Here is a 16,737-nt window from a genome sequence, read left to right as displayed (position 1 = left end):
CTAGAAGATAAATTTTATGGCACAAGATATACAACCTAGAGGAATTCCAATTCAATTATTGGGGATTTTCCGTCTAATAATGGCGGTGATTTTGTCCTCAGTGTATATCTTAAGTGCGCGAGTTTCGCCTGATGCTTTGCCAATTTCTCGTTATTTTCAAATTGTCTTGTTAACGTATTTGGTATTTTTATTGATCTCAACATTGATCTTAAAACGTCAGCAATTCCAAACTACAAAATTCATTTATATTTTCGGTTTGTTGGATTTAGGTTTTATTTCGGCACTGTGTTATTACACAGATGGCTTAAATAGCCCATTAGTGATCTTGTTATTGATCTCTTTTATGGTGCATGGCGCGTTCTTGTCAAGAATCGGTGCATTATCATTATTAGCTGTGTCTGTTTTGATTCAATTAATGCTTTGGTTGAAATTTGATTTTAATCCTGGAGAATTTAACTATTCTTGGCACCAATTGATGATCTCGCAAGGGATTTTACGATTAATTGGTCAAAACTGTTTCGCTTTTTTAGCATTAATGCTCACAAACTCTTGGTTGCATAAATATGAAGCCTCACAAAAAGAGGTGGATAAAAAGAATGAAGAGCTAAAAAAAGCAGCCATTTTGCATGAAGCCATTATTCAGCAATCTCGTTCAGGTTTGATCGTGTTGGATCCCGCAGGGCGGATCATTTTAATGAATAATTATATTAAATCATGGTTTGGCGATTTAGACTTGCAAGATGGTTACTTAATGGATTATTTGCCCTCTTTGACGGAAAGATTTTATCTTTGGAACTATTTGAAGTTTATGGATCCATCATTATTTGAGTATAACAATGAAAAATATTATGTGGAATTTGATGAGATTAAACAGCCAACAGGGCACTATGCATTGATTCAGATAGAGCCAACGGATATCGTGAATATGCGTGCTCAACAAGAGAAATTAGTGGCATTAGGAAGATTAACAGCAGCGATTGCCCATGAAATTCGTAATCCAATGGCTTCGATTTATCAAGCGAGCCAATTATTGGGCGAACAAGAAGGCGTGACGCCAATTGAAACTAAGCTCATTAATATGATCAATAATAATGTGCAACGGGCGAATCGAATCATTACAGATGTATTGGTTTTGGCTCGTAAAACAGAGTTAGAGCGCAAATATTTTAAGTTGCCGCCTTTTTTAGATGAAGTGATGGATGAGTTTTTTATGGAGCATCCTAATTTAAAAGATCGTATTGATATCATCATTCATCCTGAAGTTTCTCGCGTTCTATTTGAAATGTCGATCTTAAGACAAATGATTACGAATTTATTGAATAATGCCATCATTCATTCAGGCAAGCATGAAGATGAACTCAAGATTGTGATCGAAGCGGAAATGAAAGGTGAAAACCCTATCTTATCCATCTATGATAATGGGCAAGGTTTGACTGAAAATGTTAAGCAACATCTGTTTGAACCATTTTTTACAACCCATAAAAATGGTACAGGATTGGGTTTATATATTACAAAAGAACTGTGTTTATCCAACGGCGGTTTAATTCAATATGTGGAAGTGGATGAAGATAAACATGGTTTTAGAATCATTTTTCCTAAAAATGTATAATGACTAATGATTTTCTAACCGATAGCGAAGGAGAGCAATGTATAAAGCACTCATAATTGATGATGAAGAGAATATTTGTGAATTAATCTCGATGAGTTTTCTATCAATCAACATTGATTGTGTGGAAGCATATTCTGTTTCAGATGCCATTGTTGCGCTTCAAGAAGAGAGTTTTGATGTTTGCTTGACGGATCTTAAACTGCCCGATGGTGATGGCTTTGATATTCTTCGTTACATTCAAGATAAGTTGCCCAATTTGCCAGTGGCGATGATGACAGCACATGGCAATGTAGAAAGTGCCATAGAAGCTTTAAAGCTCGGTGCATTTGATTTCATCTCAAAGCCATTTGAAGTGGAAGCACTGCGCAATTTAGCATTGAATGCTATTGAAACTAAAAAAATTCCGAAAGCCGAATCTGTGCATGGTTTGTATGGTGAATCGACTGCGATGGTTTCAATGCGTGAACAAATTCGCAAGATTGCGCGCTCGCAAGCACCAATTTATATCACAGGCGAATCTGGCACAGGCAAAGAAGTGGTTGCAAGAGCCATTCATGCAGAAAGCCCAAGATTTGAAGGGCCATTCATCGCTGTTAACTGTGGTGCTTTACCAGAGCATTTAGTGGAAAGTGAATTGTTCGGCCATAAAAAAGGTAGCTTTACTGGCGCAGATAAAGATAAGAAAGGCTTATTTCAAGCTGCGGATGGTGGAACATTATTATTGGATGAAGTTGCTGATTTACCATTAGCAATGCAGGTGAAATTATTGCGTGCCATTCAAGAGCGTGCGATTCGCCCGATTGGTGAAATGAAGGAAATTCCCGTCAATGTACGAATTTTATCGGCTTCTCATAAAGCGCTTGGGCAATTAGTACAAGAGCAAGAATTCCGACAAGATCTTTTTTATCGTTTAAATGTCATTTCATTAGCTGTACCGCCTTTGCGTGATCGTTTATCCGACGTACCTTTGCTATCGGATGTGATTTTGCACCGCTTAAATGATGAAAATAGACGTTCTGTTAACATTTCTTCATCCGCGTTAGAATCATTGCAACACTATGCATTTCCAGGCAATGTGCGTGAATTGGAAAATATTTTGGAAAGAGCATCTGCATTGTGTGATGATGAAACAATTCAGCCTGAAAATTTATTGTTGAATGTTGATCAAGATGTACCTACATATCCTGTAAAAACAGATGTCGTGCCTGTGGTTGAAGCAATCAATGTTGCTGTTCCTGAGTCTAATGTGAAAGCAAAGCCAGAGCTTGAGTCGGAAAAAATTCCGATGATCTCCACAGAGGACAATGATCATGATCTAGAGGATCCGTCAATTCCTGATCATGTCGATGATATTGAGAGTTATTTGGAAGCTGTAGAACGCAAAATTTTAAAAAGAGCATTGGCAGAAAATCATAGTAAAACTGAAGCTGCGAAACAGTTAGGGATTTCCTTTAGAACATTTCGCTACCGTTTGAAAAAACTCAATATAGAGGATGACGAATAATGAAAGCTGAAATCATCTCAGTTGGTACAGAATTATTATTGGGGCAATTGGTGGATACCAATTCTGTGTGGCTATCTCAGCAATTGACTTTATTGGGCATTGATAGCCATTTCAAAACAACCGTGGGTGATAATGCAAATAATATTGAGCAAGTATTTAAATTAGTAACTGAGCGTGCGGACATTATCATTGCAACAGGTGGCTTAGGACCAACGCAAGATGACATTACAAAAGAAACTCTAGCCAAAACATTGGGTTTAGAATTATTTTATGACGAACAATTAGCAGAAGTGATTCAAGAAAAATTTATCACGCGCAATATTGAAATGAGTGAAAATAATTATCGTCAGGCTTATTATCCGCAAGGCTGTGAAGTTTTAGATCAATTTCCTGGAACAGCACCAGGTTTATATCTTTATCATAATGATAGGCACTATTTCTTATTGCCAGGTGTTCCTTATGAAATGAAGGCGATGTTTGAACAATCGATCATTCCGAAATTGCGTGCAATCTATCCCTCAGAGGAGCAAATTTATACAGAAATTATTAAAGTTTGGGGCATTCCTGAATCAGATGTTGCAGAAAAGGTTGCAAAAATTGATGAGGAATTGGCCGAAATTGGTAACCCAAAATTATCTTATTTAGCTTCTGGTATTAATGGCATTAGTGTGCGAGTATCAGCTAAAGCAAAAACCAAAGAGGAAGCTTTAGCATTAATTAAACCGTATCAAGTTGATATTGAATATGCATTAAAACCTTATATTTTTGGTTATAACTCAGACACAATGGAAGAACATATCTTAGCGTTGTGTCATAAACATGATTGGAAAATTGCGTGTGTAGAATGGTTCACAGCTGGAATGATGGCGAGTCGATTAATGGCTTATGGTAAAACATTGGAAGTATTTACTGGTGGATTAGTTAAACGAGGCTCGTTTAAACGTGAATATTTAACACAAGTACAAAATGATTTAGGTAGTGATATTGTATTGGCAGTGACAGAACATCCGAGCGAAAAGACAACCGTTTGGGAATGTCAGCTACATATGTTATTAAATGATCAATATTTTTCAAAAATGATTCAAATTCCGCGCCATCAAAAAGAAGAAGCGATGGCATTTGCAGTGATTAACTGCTTTAATTTTTTAAAGAACCAACTACAAACAGTGGAAAAGTGATGGAAGAAAAGCAATATTTGCGCGTTGTAATGGCCGTGATCTGGAACGCATCTATGGATGAAATCTTAATTTGTCAAAGACCTGAAACAAAGAACTTTGGTGGATTGTGGGAATTCCCTGGCGGCAAAGTGGAATCAGGCGAAACTGACATTGAAGCATTGGATCGTGAATTGGATGAAGAAGTTGGCATTCTGGTGAATGACTTTGTTCATCGTATGGACTTTACGCATGATTATGAAGATAAAGAGATCGAATTTGTGGTCTATGATGTTTACAGTTTTGAAGGTGAACCTTATGGCAGAGAAAGCCAAGTGATTCGCTGGATCAATGCAAAAGATCTAACATCAGCAGAGTTTCCACCAGCAGATTATATTTTAATTGATGAGATCAAAAATGGAATGATGCCAGATTAGATGGCGATTCGATTGAATGATCATTTAACCATGAAAGAGGATGTATATGAAAAAGACGAAAATTGTATGTACGATTGGTCCTAAAACTGAGTCAGAAGATGTATTGTTAAAGCTTCTGAATGCAGGAATGAACGTCATGCGCCTCAACTTTTCTCACGGTAATTATGAAGAGCATCAAGGACGCATTGATAATTTGCGTGCTGTGTGTGAGAAACATGGAAAACAGGCTGCAATTTTATTGGATACTAAAGGTCCTGAAATTCGTACCATTAAGTTAAAAGATGGCCAAGATGTACCGCTTAAATCAGGTCAAACATTCACATTAACCACAGATAAAACTGTCATTGGTGATGAAACACGCGTTGCTGTGACTTATGAAGGTTTGCCAAATGACTTGAAAGTAGGCAATACAGTATTGATCGACGATGGTTTGATTGGCATGAAAGTCACTGAAATTCGTGGTGCAGATGTGATCTGTGAAGTATTGAATGATGGCGATTTAGGCGAAAACAAAGGCGTTAACTTGCCAGGAGTTGTGACAAATCTACCAGCTTTAGCTGAAAAAGATAAAGCTGACTTAGTATTTGGCGCAGAAGTTGGTGTGGATTATGTTGCGGCATCATTCATTCGTAAGAAATCTGATGTTGAAGAAATTCGTGCGCATTTAGATGCAAACGGCGGAAAAGATGTGATGATCATTTCAAAAATCGAAAATCAAGAAGGTTTAACGAATTTTGATGAAATCTTAGAAGTATCTGATGGCATTATGGTTGCTCGTGGTGATTTAGGTGTTGAAATTGCTGTCGAAGAAGTCATTTTTGCTCAAAAAATGATGATCGAAAAATGTGTGGCAGCACGTAAAGTTGTGATCACTGCGACACAAATGTTAGATTCTATGATCAAAAATCCTCGTCCAACGCGTGCTGAAGCTGGAGACGTTGCCAATGCAATTTTAGATGGTACAGATGCTGTGATGCTATCTGGTGAAACAGCTAAAGGTAAATTCCCTGTGGAAGCAGTTTCGATCATGGCGGCGATTTGTGAGCGTACAGATGATGTGATGCCAAACCAAGTATCATTGCAAAAGCCACCGATGCGTAAAATGCGCGTGACGGAATCAGTGTGCTTGGGCGCAGTTGAAATGTCAGAAATGTTGGATAGCCCATTGATCGTCGTTGCGACCTATCAAGGTAAATCGGCACGCTCGATCCGTAAATATTTCCCAACAGCACGTATTTTGGCATTAACAACTAATCCAAAAACAGCAAGACAATTGCAAATGGTGAAAGGTGTGACAACTAAAGTTGTAGAAGAAATTCGTTCAACGGATGATTTCTATCGCATTGGTAAAGAAGAAGCATTGAACAGCAACTTTGCACAAAAAGGTGATGTTGTTGTGATGGTTTCTGGTGCATTGGTACCAAGTGGCACAACGAACACTTCATCAGTACATACATTGTAATAGAAGATAAATAATAATGATTTTCCTCCCGTAGGAGGAAAATATTGTGAAAAATTTATTTATAAAATCAGCATGAAAGCCATTCGAGAGAATGGCTTTTTTATTGATCATTATTTTCTTTATTATTTTTATCTTCTTTTTCATATTTGTTGAGAGCAGAAAACATAAAAATCATGAAAAGAATAAATCCAATAGGCAAAACAATAAATACAACAAAGAGTGTATTTAGAAAATCATCAGATATAGAAAAATCACCAGTAGCATGAGCGAGATTTAATAAAGGTAAGAGGTAAATTAATAAGTACTTTTTCATAATGATAGTTTTGTAGATATATGAATTTTTATTTTAACATATTGTTTTTAATATTAATTGATATGTATAAGTCAAAGTCATAAATTATGGGATCACTAAGATTGTATTGACATTTATTCTCATTACATGTTTACTAACTGAGCGATTAAACAAACGAGTTAATACTGAAATGACACACAATATGATGAACACAGCATGGTGGCAAAATCTCCCTTCCTCGGGCGGTTGAGCTGTGTCTGTTTGTCATTAACGTACAAAAGAACAAATGAAAACCCGCCCAAAAGGCGGGTTTTTTCATATCTGAATTTAATTATGTCAACAGAGGAAAATATATGGGATACACATTTTCAAGCGTGCAAACTGTGCTGAACTACCAAGACAATCCAGCAGAATTGTTCCATCATTACTGCCATAATAGAGACAATACATTGTTGTTAGAATCTGCGGATGTTAACAGCAAAGAGAATCTCAAAAGCTTATTGGTGATAGATTCAGCTGTTAAAATCACTGCAAATCACTACTCTGTTACATATCAAGCATTGACGAAAAACGGTCAAAACCTATTGAAAGTGATTGCAGATAAATTATCTCAAATGGGCGCAACAACTCATCTAACAACTCATGAGCTGGTTGCTGTATTTCCAAGCATTAATGGCGAATTATCAGAAGATGATAAGCTTCGTGCTTTCTCGATTTTTGATGGTTTGCGTGTATTATTGACGCTTGCACAAGAGCATTTAGCAAAGCCAGAAGAGATGTTTATGACAGGCTTATTTGCTTATGAATTAACATATTTATTCGAGCCGATTGCAAAAGAGAATTTTGCGAAAAAATGTGCGGATTACACTTTTTATGTGGCGGAACATGTGATCACGTTGGATCATCAGAAAAAAGAGAGCAAGTTAATTTCTCTAATGACCAATAATGATGAAACATCGGAATTGTATCAATCCATTAATGAACAACATCAGCATCTTTTGGAGCAATATGATGCGGAACTTGTTGCTATTAACAGAGATCAATTTAAGAATGAAACAAGTCGAGTTTCAACAAATATTGCAGATGATGCTTTTGGTGACAAGGTCAAAATGTTGAAAGGTTATATTCAGCAGGGCGATGTATTTCAAGTTGTGCCATCTCGACAATTCTATGTAGATTGCCCATCACCATTTTTGGCTTATTTACAGTTGAAGCAAAATAATCCTAGCCCATATTTATTCTATATGCAGGATCAAGATTTTACGCTCTTTGGAGCATCACCAGAAAGCGCATTGAAATATACAAAAGATACAAATGAAGTGGAGTTATATCCGATTGCTGGCACTCGTCCACGTGGTTTTGCTGAGGATGGCGGTATTAATCGTGATTTAGATAGTCGATTGGAATTATCGTTGCGAACGGATCAAAAAGAGTTATCAGAGCATTTTATGTTGGTGGATTTGGCGCGTAATGATTTAGCGAAAATCTGTGTGCCAGGTTCTCGTTATGTTGCGGATCTCACAAAAGTGGATCGTTATGCCTATGTGATGCATTTGGTTTCGCGCGTTGTGGGGCAATTAAAAGGTAATTTGGACTGTTTTCATGCATATCAATCCACTATGAATATGGGTACATTGACGGGCGCACCTAAAATTAGAGCCATGCAATTGATCCATGAATATGAAACCGTACCGCGCGGTAGTTATGGTGGTGCAGTTGGCTATTTCACAGGCAAAGGGGATTTTGATACATGCATCGTGATTCGTTCTGCCATTGTGCAAAATGGTGTTGCTTCAGTGCAAGCTGGCGCTGGCGTTGTTAAAAACTCTGATCCAACCGCTGAAATGGAAGAGACAAAATCAAAGGCACGCGCAGTCGTGAATGCCATTTTACAAGCCCATCAATCGAAGGAGAAATTCTAATGGCTAATATCATTTTTATGGATAATTTTGATTCATTCACTTACAACATTGTGGATGATTTAAGAACGATGGGGCACAACGTAGAGATTTATCGTAATAATTTATCCACTGATTTTTTCATGGAGAAGTTAGCTCAAACAAAAAAACCTATTTTATTTTTATCGCCAGGACCTTGTTATCCTAAAGATGCAGGTTCTATGTTGGATGTGATCAAAGCATCCATTGGGCAATATCCGATGATTGGTATTTGTTTGGGGCATCAAGCGATCATTGAAACGTATGGCGGTCACATTATTCCAGCCAATGATTATATTCATGGGGAAACATCTCATGTTGAACATGATGGATTAGGGATGTTTAAAAATATCCCTAATCCAATGAGCGTTGCACGTTATCATTCTCTTGTTGGTATTGATATTCCTGCATCTTTAACCATTAATGGCACAGTGGATAATATGGCGATGGCTGTACGTGATGATGAAAATCGAGTCATGGGTTTTCAGTTTCATCCAGAGTCAATTTTAACAACCAATGGACATAAGTTATTGAAGCAATCCATAGAATGGTTAGAAGAGTTTTATGCATGAAATTATGAGATATAGAAGCGTGCTATAAACGTATTTTAGTTCTATAATGACATCGTTGCGCAATGCAATGATGGTTTAGCTCCTTAATGGTGGCATTACCAAGTCTTTTGTATATACCACAATTAAGGAGGCTCGTAAGAGAGTATGACGCAATCGGACCGTATTTTAGAACTCAGAAACGCACCCATTAATAAGCTGTTATGGAAATATGCTCTGCCAGCAATCGTAGGGAGCACAGTAAGTGCGCTTTATAATATCATTACCCGCTATTTCGTCGGTAATGCTGATTACTTAAATGATGATGCAATGAGCGCAATGGGCTTAGCTTTGCCTATTATGACGATCATTGCTGCATTTGGTATGTTGGTGGGCGCAGGGGCTGGGAGCCGAATTTCTATCTTTTTGGGCAATGAAGATTATGAAAAAGCAGAGCGAGTTATTGGGACATCATTGCTGTTAACCATTGTCATTACGACAGTTGTCGCCATGTTTTTTTTCATATTTTTAAAGCCATTGGTCTATTTTTTGGGGGCGGATGAAGGCACCTATCAATATACTTATGATTTTTTGAAGTATTTTTTATTGGGCGCGCTATTTTCTAATTTGTGTTTTAGTTTTAATAATATGATGCGTGCATCGGGTTATCCGAAAAAAGCGATGTACACAATGCTATTAACGCTAGTGCTGAATGCTATTTTTGCACCGCTTTTTATCTATCAATTCCGTTGGGGCATCGAAGGTGCGGCATTGGCCATTGTTTTATCTATGGTAATCGGCACAGTATTTGTGATGCATCATTTCATGAGTAAAAATTCAACACTGCGATTCAAGTGGGATTATATTCGTTTTGATGGCGTGATTACTAAAGCGATTTTGAGCATTGGGATGTCACCATTTTTAATGAATTTAGTCTCTGGCAGCATCATTTTTATTGTGATTCAACAAGTGAAAATATATGGTGGTTCGGTCGCGGTAGGCGCTTATACTATTGTGAATGTATTGTTAATGCTGGTTGTGTTGATTTTATTGGGTTTAACACAAGGCATGCAACCAATAGTTGGTTATAGTTTTGGTGCAAAAGAGATATTGCGCTTAAGAGAAGCACTGCTGCAAACGATTAAAATTGGTGTAATGATTGGTGTGATCGCAATGATCATTGGTGTGTTTTTCCCATCTGCTGTGGTATCGTTTTTTAATCCGTCAGAAGAGTTGGCCGTTGTTGCTATTAATGCGATTAAAATTGTGACCATTTTATTTCCATTGGTGGGTTTTCAAGCGGTTGTGACAATCTTTTTCCAAAGCATTGGTAAAGTGAAACATTCAATTTTTCTCAGTTTGAGCCGCCAGATTCTGTTTTTAGTGCCAGGATTATTTATTTTGCCGAATTATTTTGGGATTGATGGCGTTTGGTATTCAATTTTGATGGCAGATTTATTGGCAACTTGTACAGCGGTGTTATTGTTATGGATACAATTAAAAGAATTTAGAAGGTTTTTAAAAAATTAAAAATAAAATAAAAATTAGAGGATATGGTCGATGTTGCATGTATTTTTATCCGTGTTGCCCATCTTTTGTTTGGTGCTGACGGGATTTGTCATTAAGCGTTTATTGCCACATACTGAACTTTGGCAAGGGATTGAAAAATTAGTTTATTATTTATTTTTCCCTGTTTTATTGATCCTTGAGGTTTCTAAAGCAAACTTCTCAGATGGTGGTTTGCTGCAAGCCTTAATTGCACCATTCATTGCAACATTGATGATAGCTGCTATTATTTTTATTTCTAAATATATTTTTAACATCGAAAATCGTCTGTTTACATCCATCTTTCAAGGTGGCACTCGTTATAATTCCTATGTGTTTATAGCATTATCACAATCTTTATTCGGTGATGCTGGCATTATTCTAGCAGGCGTATTTATGGCATATATGATCATTACTGTGAATATTTTATGCATTACTGTGATGAATGTTTATGGCAGTAACCAAGGGACTAAAAAGGGCATTGTTACGATTTTAGTGGCGTTATTTAAGAATCCTTTAATCATTGGTGTATTGATTGGCTTAGTGCTCAATGGATTGGAAATTCAAATCACAGGGGCGATTAAGCAATATTTATCTTATCTTGGGAATACAGCAACACCATTGAGCTTAATGTCTGTCGGTGCGGGACTAATCATCATGATGGATGCCAAAAAAATGTTGGGTATTTGCTATGCCATTGGCTTAAAACTATTGGTGATGCCGATTATTACTGTGACTTTATTGTATTTTTTAGGCTCATCTGGTTTACCTGCAAACATTGCATTACTATTTGCAGCAATGCCATCGGCAGGGAATGCCTATATTTTGTCTCGTCAAATGGGTGGAGATTCGGAAGCAATGGCATCCATCATTACATGGAGCACATTATTATCAATCGTAACGATTCCAATTGTGATCGGGTTATTTGAATTTTAATATTGTGCTGAGTTTTATCAAAATGCGATAATGCTACAGAATTATCAGTACTAACATTGAGGAGAAAGTATGAATAAAATTATTCGCTTAACTGTATTAATCAGCATGATTATAGTATTGGCAGGTTGTTCTACTTGGAACGGCATGAGTTCGAGAGAGAAAAAAATGGTTGGTGGTGCGGCAGTTGGCGCTGCTACAGGTGCTTGGATTTTTGATGGTGCTGTACTTGGTACAGTGGGTGGTGCTGCTGTTGGTGGTTTAGTCGGCGATCAATTGGGTAAGTAATTGTTGAAATGAATAAAGAAAAAAGGGATCTTGATGATCCCTTTTTGACGCGTAAAATTTATGTTTAAACTTTAGTGATTTTTGCAGGAATTCCTTGGCGAACAACAGAACCCGCCGCCCAATCAATCCACGGTGTTGGAATGTTGCGGCTTGGGTCTTGGATGGCAAGATCGTTTAAATTCAATCCACTGCCAACATGTTCATTGAAGTACAAAGGTACGCCATCAATAGTGTGAGCACGTGCGCCCATATCTCTATGGCCATAACCATGTTCAACGGCAATTACACCTGGCATGACGCCATCTAATACCATGATTTGTGCTTCATGCTTACCTGATGGTGATTCAATGTTCACAATTTCACCATTGTGGATGCCCATTCTATCTGCATCATCAGCATTCACACCCACAATATTAGTAGGCTTAATCATGCGCATGCGAAGGTTGGAACCTGCTGTGCTACTGATTAAATTAGATTTGAATGATGTTAATAAGAACGGCCAATCTTTTTCAGCATAGTGATCACGCATGCTTGAGCCATCCATAAAGCGAGCAGGATAATACGTTGGGCAGCCGCTATAGCGTTCTGCATTCATGCTGTGTTTGTGAATGCCCACTTGCTCATTCCACATCTGCATTGTGAGCGGCCATTTTTTGGTCATGTGCTCTTTATCCCAGCCTGTTTCAAAGCTTTCCACTCTGCCACCGCGGGCATACATATATGCGACTTTGAGTTGTTCTTCAGGTTTGAGCACTGCTTCAAGACGTGATTTTAAACGATTAACACCTGTTAAACGCATATCTTCACGGGTTGCATCTGGCACAGGTGAACCATCGTAAGCCACGTTTGCGGCAGCTCTTAAGTAATAATCTTCAGGTTTATGGAAAGGGTAATGAATTTCAGGATTTTTCGCATCTTGAATGCCTTTTTCACCAAAGCCAGGAAGGTTCATCATTTTACCAACAGCAATCAGGAATGTTTCCATACAGATTGCATCGCCTTCGGCATTTTTATAAACGCGCGGTTCAACAATTGGCCAACGGGCAGTGGAAGCTTTAAATGGCACGCCAGCCCAAGGATTTGTAAATCCCCAACTTTCAAAGTTATGTGTATCTGGCACGATGTAATCTGCAAATGCTGTAGTTTCATTAATGAATGCATCAATTGCTACAAATAGTGGTAAAACCTTTGGATCCGCTAATTGTTTGCCTAAAATTTGTCTAAAGCCAGTAATGCCATATACAGGGTTTGTCATGTGGCTGATCCAAGCTTTGAGCGGATAAGGATCTGCGGCAAAAGCAGATGCTAAAATCTCGGATGTTTGACCGCCTGCAAATGGGAACCAAGGGCGAGAAGCAGGATAAGGATTTTGACCATCTTTTTTCAATAATTTAAATGCTGTAGATGTTTCATAAGGCTTTTTAGAGCGTGCCAATAACATGCCTTTAGGTGATACTTTGCCTTCAAAATCCACCATATTATATCTTGGGCCAGGTGTATATTCTTTATATTTTCCACCATTGACTAACATGCCACCTTTGTGGTTCATGTTACCGATTAATACATTCAAAGTCATAATGGACCAAGCATTGTAAAAGCCGTTGCCGCTCATCATTCCGCCGTGAGAAACAATGGCTGCTTTACGGCCGTGACTTGTGAATTTACGTGCTAAGCCTTGAATGGTCGCTTCAGGCACACCACACATTTTACTGTATTCCGCCACAGTATGTTTTTGTGCGGATTCTGTTAGTAAAGTGAAGCTTGATTTTAATAATGCTGTTGTGCCATCACGCAGTGTGATTGTTTGATTAACATTGAGTGTGCCAATTGGAGAAGTTGCCTCTGACATAAAGTTTTGGGAGGCTTCATCTAACACTAGAATATCACTGGTAGCACGATCACCTGTCATCTCTTTAATATCCCATTCACGTAAGAAATGGCCATATAAAGGATGATCTTCATTGGCAATCACTAAGTGAGTTGCATTACATACGCTCACTTCATCATTGTGTTTCATGCCAGCTTTACCTGGTGTTTTCAAATACTTTCCGTTATACCATTGTTCATCAATGATGGTGCGAATCATCGCCATTGCCATTGCTGAATCTGTGCTGGGTAAAATTGGCACCCAAGTATTGTTGCTTGTGGCTAATGTATTGGTTAATTGTAAGTTGGGTGCAACAACAACATAAGAGAACTCTTCGGCATCTTTCATGCGTGCTTTTGCCAGTAAACGGCCTTGGCGTTTGAATGGATTACCTGCTTGGGCAGGCGACGTTCCCATAAAAATTGCAAATTCTACATTGTCAAAATCAGGTTTTGCATGGGCATTTTTTTGCATATCATTCATTAAAGCACCAGAACCTAAACGATAAGCTAAACCACAATATGCACCATGAGCACCAAAATTTTTAGTGCCAAAAGAATCATTCGTGAAGCGTTTAACCAAGGCTTCACGGCCTTCATTGCCTGCATTGGTCACCAATAGTTGATTGGCTTTTGGACCATATTCAGGGAAGTTAGGATCAATGGGTGTTTTCAAATCACGAATGGTACGCAAACCATCCACATGGCCTTCACCAAACAGATCGCCGCCTTCCACAACTTCTTTTACGAGTTGCTCGAAAGAGATGCGCTGCCATTTGCCTTCGCCACGTTTTCCGACACGTTTTAAAGGTGATAATACGCGGTATTGACTGGTTAAACCTTCGCCCATAGAAGCACCGCGTGCACAAGCTGTAGAACGATCATTAATGCCTGATTCACCACCCAATCTTGTCCAAGCTTCTTCTATCGGCATTTCATAAGGATAATGTTCTTCATGTGATAAAGGGCTGTAAGGATTACCACAGATGCGGATCACTTCATTTTTAGCTTGATCTACACGAACACGCACGCCACAAACTGTCCAGCAACCAAAGCATTGTGTGTTTGACATCACTTGGCCTGGTGTTTGTTCAAAATGACCATCTTTGATGACGCCTTCCACTTGTAACGCATTACCAAAAATTCGGTTATCTGTTGGTTCTGCTGATGTCCCTTTGATCATACCAACAGCCATATTTTTAGCTGTGTTACTGTAACCTGCAACAAAGGCACCAACACCGCCAGCAGCTGCAATGCCTTTTAAGATATTGCGGCGTTTTTTGTTAGTCTTATCCATGTTGAACTCCTTTGAATGTAAACCAGCGGTCGTTGAGTAAGCTCCAGAACACAATTAAAAGTGTGAGCCATAAACCAAATGTTGAAATAATGCCAAGTGCGCCATCGAATCCCCAACTTAAGTGATAAGGATTGATGAAGATATTGTATTTTGGCAGCGTTTGAACTTGCATGAGGATCGCCCAGCGAATCGTCCAAGCTAAAGATAAGCTGAATAACGCTAGGATTGTATGAATGAACCAACCAAATTTATGATCAGCTTTGAATGTGTAAATCGTATAAATGAATAGGGCAACGATATAAACCAAGATGCCAAAGCCAATGGTGAACCAAACGCTACCTTTTTCAGGTAAGGATCTGAATGCCTCACCTGCTGGCGTATTGGATGTTGCCCAGCCAATTAATGTCACAACAACACCAATGAGCGCAGCGAGTTGTAAACGATTTAAGCAGGTATTTTGTTCTTGGATGTTCGCCCAGTTTTTCCATGTTTTGACAAGCATAGGAATGGTTTGTAATGCTGTGAAGAAAAGCGCCCAAGGTAACCAAGGTGTGAACCACATGGCTTGTGCTTTTAGAATATTCACTTCTTTACCTGTGTAAAGCAAGATGCCGCAAGCTGTTAATGCTAAAAAAATACTAGAAATTGGGAGGATTTTACTTTCGTTATACTTGAACCAATGAACAAAACGTAGCCATTTGAAAGTTTTGCTTTTATCTGTGTTTTCACGCAACACCAATAAAAATTGCAATAATAAGAAGACAACGAAGAATGGCACGATGATGGCGCCAATCCACATCCATGACCAAGGTGTGATGGATAGATAAAAGTTAATGATTCTGCCAGGTTGATGTAAATCTGCACTTAATGCAATTGGGCCGACGATGCCAGTTGTTGCTGCAATGGCTAATGTGATCATTTCAGCTTTTGGATATAAGCCTTTGCGGAATAATCGTAAAAATACTGCCACTAATGCGCCAGTTGCCGCAATCCCGATGAAGAAGAAATATTGTACTGCCCAAGGCAACCAAGCTAATTCTTGTGGTGCTGTTAAAATTTCACGGATCATAGTTTGACCTCCTGCCATAGCATTGCTTGGCCTTGTACATTGCTTGTGAATGCTTCATCTAAACCAATGTAAAAGACTTGTGGAATGGTTCCTTGTTCAGGTTTTAAGACTTTGATTTGATCTTTAAATTCGATGAGCATTTTGCTTATCTCGCTTTCAGGATCTTTCATATCGCCAATGATGCGAGCACCGCCGACACAGGATTCCACACAACCTGGCAATAAACCTGCTTCTAAGCGATGCACACAGAAAGTGCATTTATCTGCTGTGCCTGTTTCATGGTTAATGAAACGTGCTTCATAAGGGCAAGCTTGTACGCAATAGGCACAGCCTACGCATTTCTTATTATCCACAACTACAATGCCATCTTTGCGTTGGAATGTTGCTTGTACTGGGCAAACAGGCACACAAGGAGGATTATCACAGTGATTACATAAACGCGGCAAAACCACATTGGTGGCTTCTTGATTTGTATTATTGATCACTTGATATTGACGAACTGTGGTTCTAAATTGCCCTGGTGGCATTTGATTTTCCACAGAGCAGCTCACTGTGCAAGCTTGGCAACCGATGCAACGACGTAAATCGATCATCATTCCATAGCGTTTGGCATCATCACCTTCTCTTCTTGGTGGTGCCATTGCGGATTGTGCTTCGGCTAAACTCATTACCGTTGCGCCTGCTGTAATGGTTGCCAGCTGTTTTAATAGTTCTCGGCGGTTTAAAGTCATAAGATCTTTCCCTTTTAAATTTGTGACTTTCCCCAAAAGCCACTAGAATCACTGACTATATATTC

14 protein-coding genes are annotated in these 16,737 nt (G+C 38.6%); 10 read left to right on the top strand and 4 right to left on the bottom strand.

Annotated features, from left to right (window positions below; all coding sequences use genetic code 11):
- Positions 1-16: 16 nt before the first annotated feature.
- Genes ACA100_RS11835 through pykF form a run of 5 tightly spaced genes read left to right on the top strand, consistent with a single transcriptional unit; the run spans position 17 to position 6,166 of the window.
- Complete coding sequence (locus ACA100_RS11835; RefSeq protein WP_481077907.1) at positions 17-1,609, top strand: sensor histidine kinase; 1,593 nt, start codon at positions 17-19, stop codon at positions 1,607-1,609.
- Positions 1,610-1,646: 37 nt separating this feature from the next.
- The gene (locus tag ACA100_RS11830; protein WP_481077906.1) at positions 1,647-3,113 is read left to right on the top strand and encodes a sigma-54-dependent transcriptional regulator; all 1,467 of its coding nucleotides are present in this window, start codon (positions 1,647-1,649) and stop codon (positions 3,111-3,113) included.
- Complete coding sequence (locus ACA100_RS11825) at positions 3,113-4,291, top strand: CinA family nicotinamide mononucleotide deamidase-related protein (protein ID WP_481077905.1); 1,179 nt, start codon at positions 3,113-3,115, stop codon at positions 4,289-4,291. Before ACA100_RS11830 ends, ACA100_RS11825 begins: the two co-directional genes overlap by 1 nt.
- On the top strand, positions 4,291-4,704 hold the full coding sequence (gene mutT, locus ACA100_RS11820) for an 8-oxo-dGTP diphosphatase MutT (protein WP_481077904.1): 414 nt from the start codon (positions 4,291-4,293) through the stop codon (positions 4,702-4,704). Before ACA100_RS11825 ends, mutT begins: the two co-directional genes overlap by 1 nt.
- Before the next feature lie 46 nt (positions 4,705-4,750).
- The gene (gene pykF, locus ACA100_RS11815) at positions 4,751-6,166 is read left to right on the top strand and encodes a pyruvate kinase PykF (RefSeq protein ID WP_481077903.1); all 1,416 of its coding nucleotides are present in this window, start codon (positions 4,751-4,753) and stop codon (positions 6,164-6,166) included.
- Between the two features lie 100 nt (positions 6,167-6,266).
- Here the strand turns inward: pykF and ACA100_RS11810 are convergent, their stop codons facing one another.
- Complete coding sequence (locus ACA100_RS11810; RefSeq protein WP_481077902.1) at positions 6,267-6,479, bottom strand: hypothetical protein; 213 nt, start codon at positions 6,477-6,479, stop codon at positions 6,267-6,269.
- Positions 6,480-6,811: 332 nt separating this feature from the next.
- Here ACA100_RS11810 and ACA100_RS11805 point away from each other — a divergent pair, with 332 nt between their 5' ends.
- From ACA100_RS11805 to ACA100_RS11785, 5 genes are all read left to right on the top strand, one after another.
- Positions 6,812-8,380, top strand: coding sequence for an anthranilate synthase component 1 (locus tag ACA100_RS11805; RefSeq protein WP_481077901.1), 1,569 nt, complete (start codon positions 6,812-6,814; stop codon positions 8,378-8,380).
- Positions 8,380-8,967, top strand: a complete 588-nt coding sequence (locus ACA100_RS11800; RefSeq protein ID WP_481077900.1) for an aminodeoxychorismate/anthranilate synthase component II — start codon at positions 8,380-8,382, stop codon at positions 8,965-8,967. Before ACA100_RS11805 ends, ACA100_RS11800 begins: the two co-directional genes overlap by 1 nt.
- Positions 8,968-9,111: 144 nt before the next feature.
- Complete coding sequence (locus ACA100_RS11795; RefSeq protein WP_481077899.1) at positions 9,112-10,473, top strand: MATE family efflux transporter; 1,362 nt, start codon at positions 9,112-9,114, stop codon at positions 10,471-10,473.
- 30 nt (positions 10,474-10,503) lie between these two features.
- On the top strand, positions 10,504-11,424 hold the full coding sequence (locus ACA100_RS11790) for an AEC family transporter (RefSeq protein WP_481077898.1): 921 nt from the start codon (positions 10,504-10,506) through the stop codon (positions 11,422-11,424).
- A gap of 69 nt (positions 11,425-11,493) precedes the next feature.
- Positions 11,494-11,709, top strand: coding sequence for a hypothetical protein (locus ACA100_RS11785; protein WP_481077897.1), 216 nt, complete (start codon positions 11,494-11,496; stop codon positions 11,707-11,709).
- Positions 11,710-11,773: 64 nt separating this feature from the next.
- Here the strand turns inward: ACA100_RS11785 and ACA100_RS11780 are convergent, their stop codons facing one another.
- From ACA100_RS11780 to ttrB, 3 genes are read right to left on the bottom strand one after another with little or no spacing between them, the layout of a single operon-like run.
- The gene (locus ACA100_RS11780) at positions 11,774-14,872 is read right to left on the bottom strand and encodes a molybdopterin dinucleotide binding domain-containing protein (protein WP_481077896.1); all 3,099 of its coding nucleotides are present in this window, start codon (positions 14,870-14,872) and stop codon (positions 11,774-11,776) included.
- Positions 14,865-15,941, bottom strand: coding sequence for an NrfD/PsrC family molybdoenzyme membrane anchor subunit (gene nrfD, locus ACA100_RS11775; protein WP_481077895.1), 1,077 nt, complete (start codon positions 15,939-15,941; stop codon positions 14,865-14,867). The genes ACA100_RS11780 and nrfD overlap by 8 nt, the downstream gene beginning before the upstream one ends.
- The gene (gene ttrB, locus ACA100_RS11770; protein WP_481077894.1) at positions 15,938-16,672 is read right to left on the bottom strand and encodes a tetrathionate reductase subunit TtrB; all 735 of its coding nucleotides are present in this window, start codon (positions 16,670-16,672) and stop codon (positions 15,938-15,940) included. The genes nrfD and ttrB overlap by 4 nt, the downstream gene beginning before the upstream one ends.
- Between the last annotated feature and the right edge of the window lie 65 nt (positions 16,673-16,737).

The organism is Wohlfahrtiimonas sp. XWW7 (assembly GCF_056716055.1).
The sequence above is the reverse complement of the archived record's forward strand: the minus strand, read 5'-3'. Positions and strand labels throughout refer to the sequence as shown.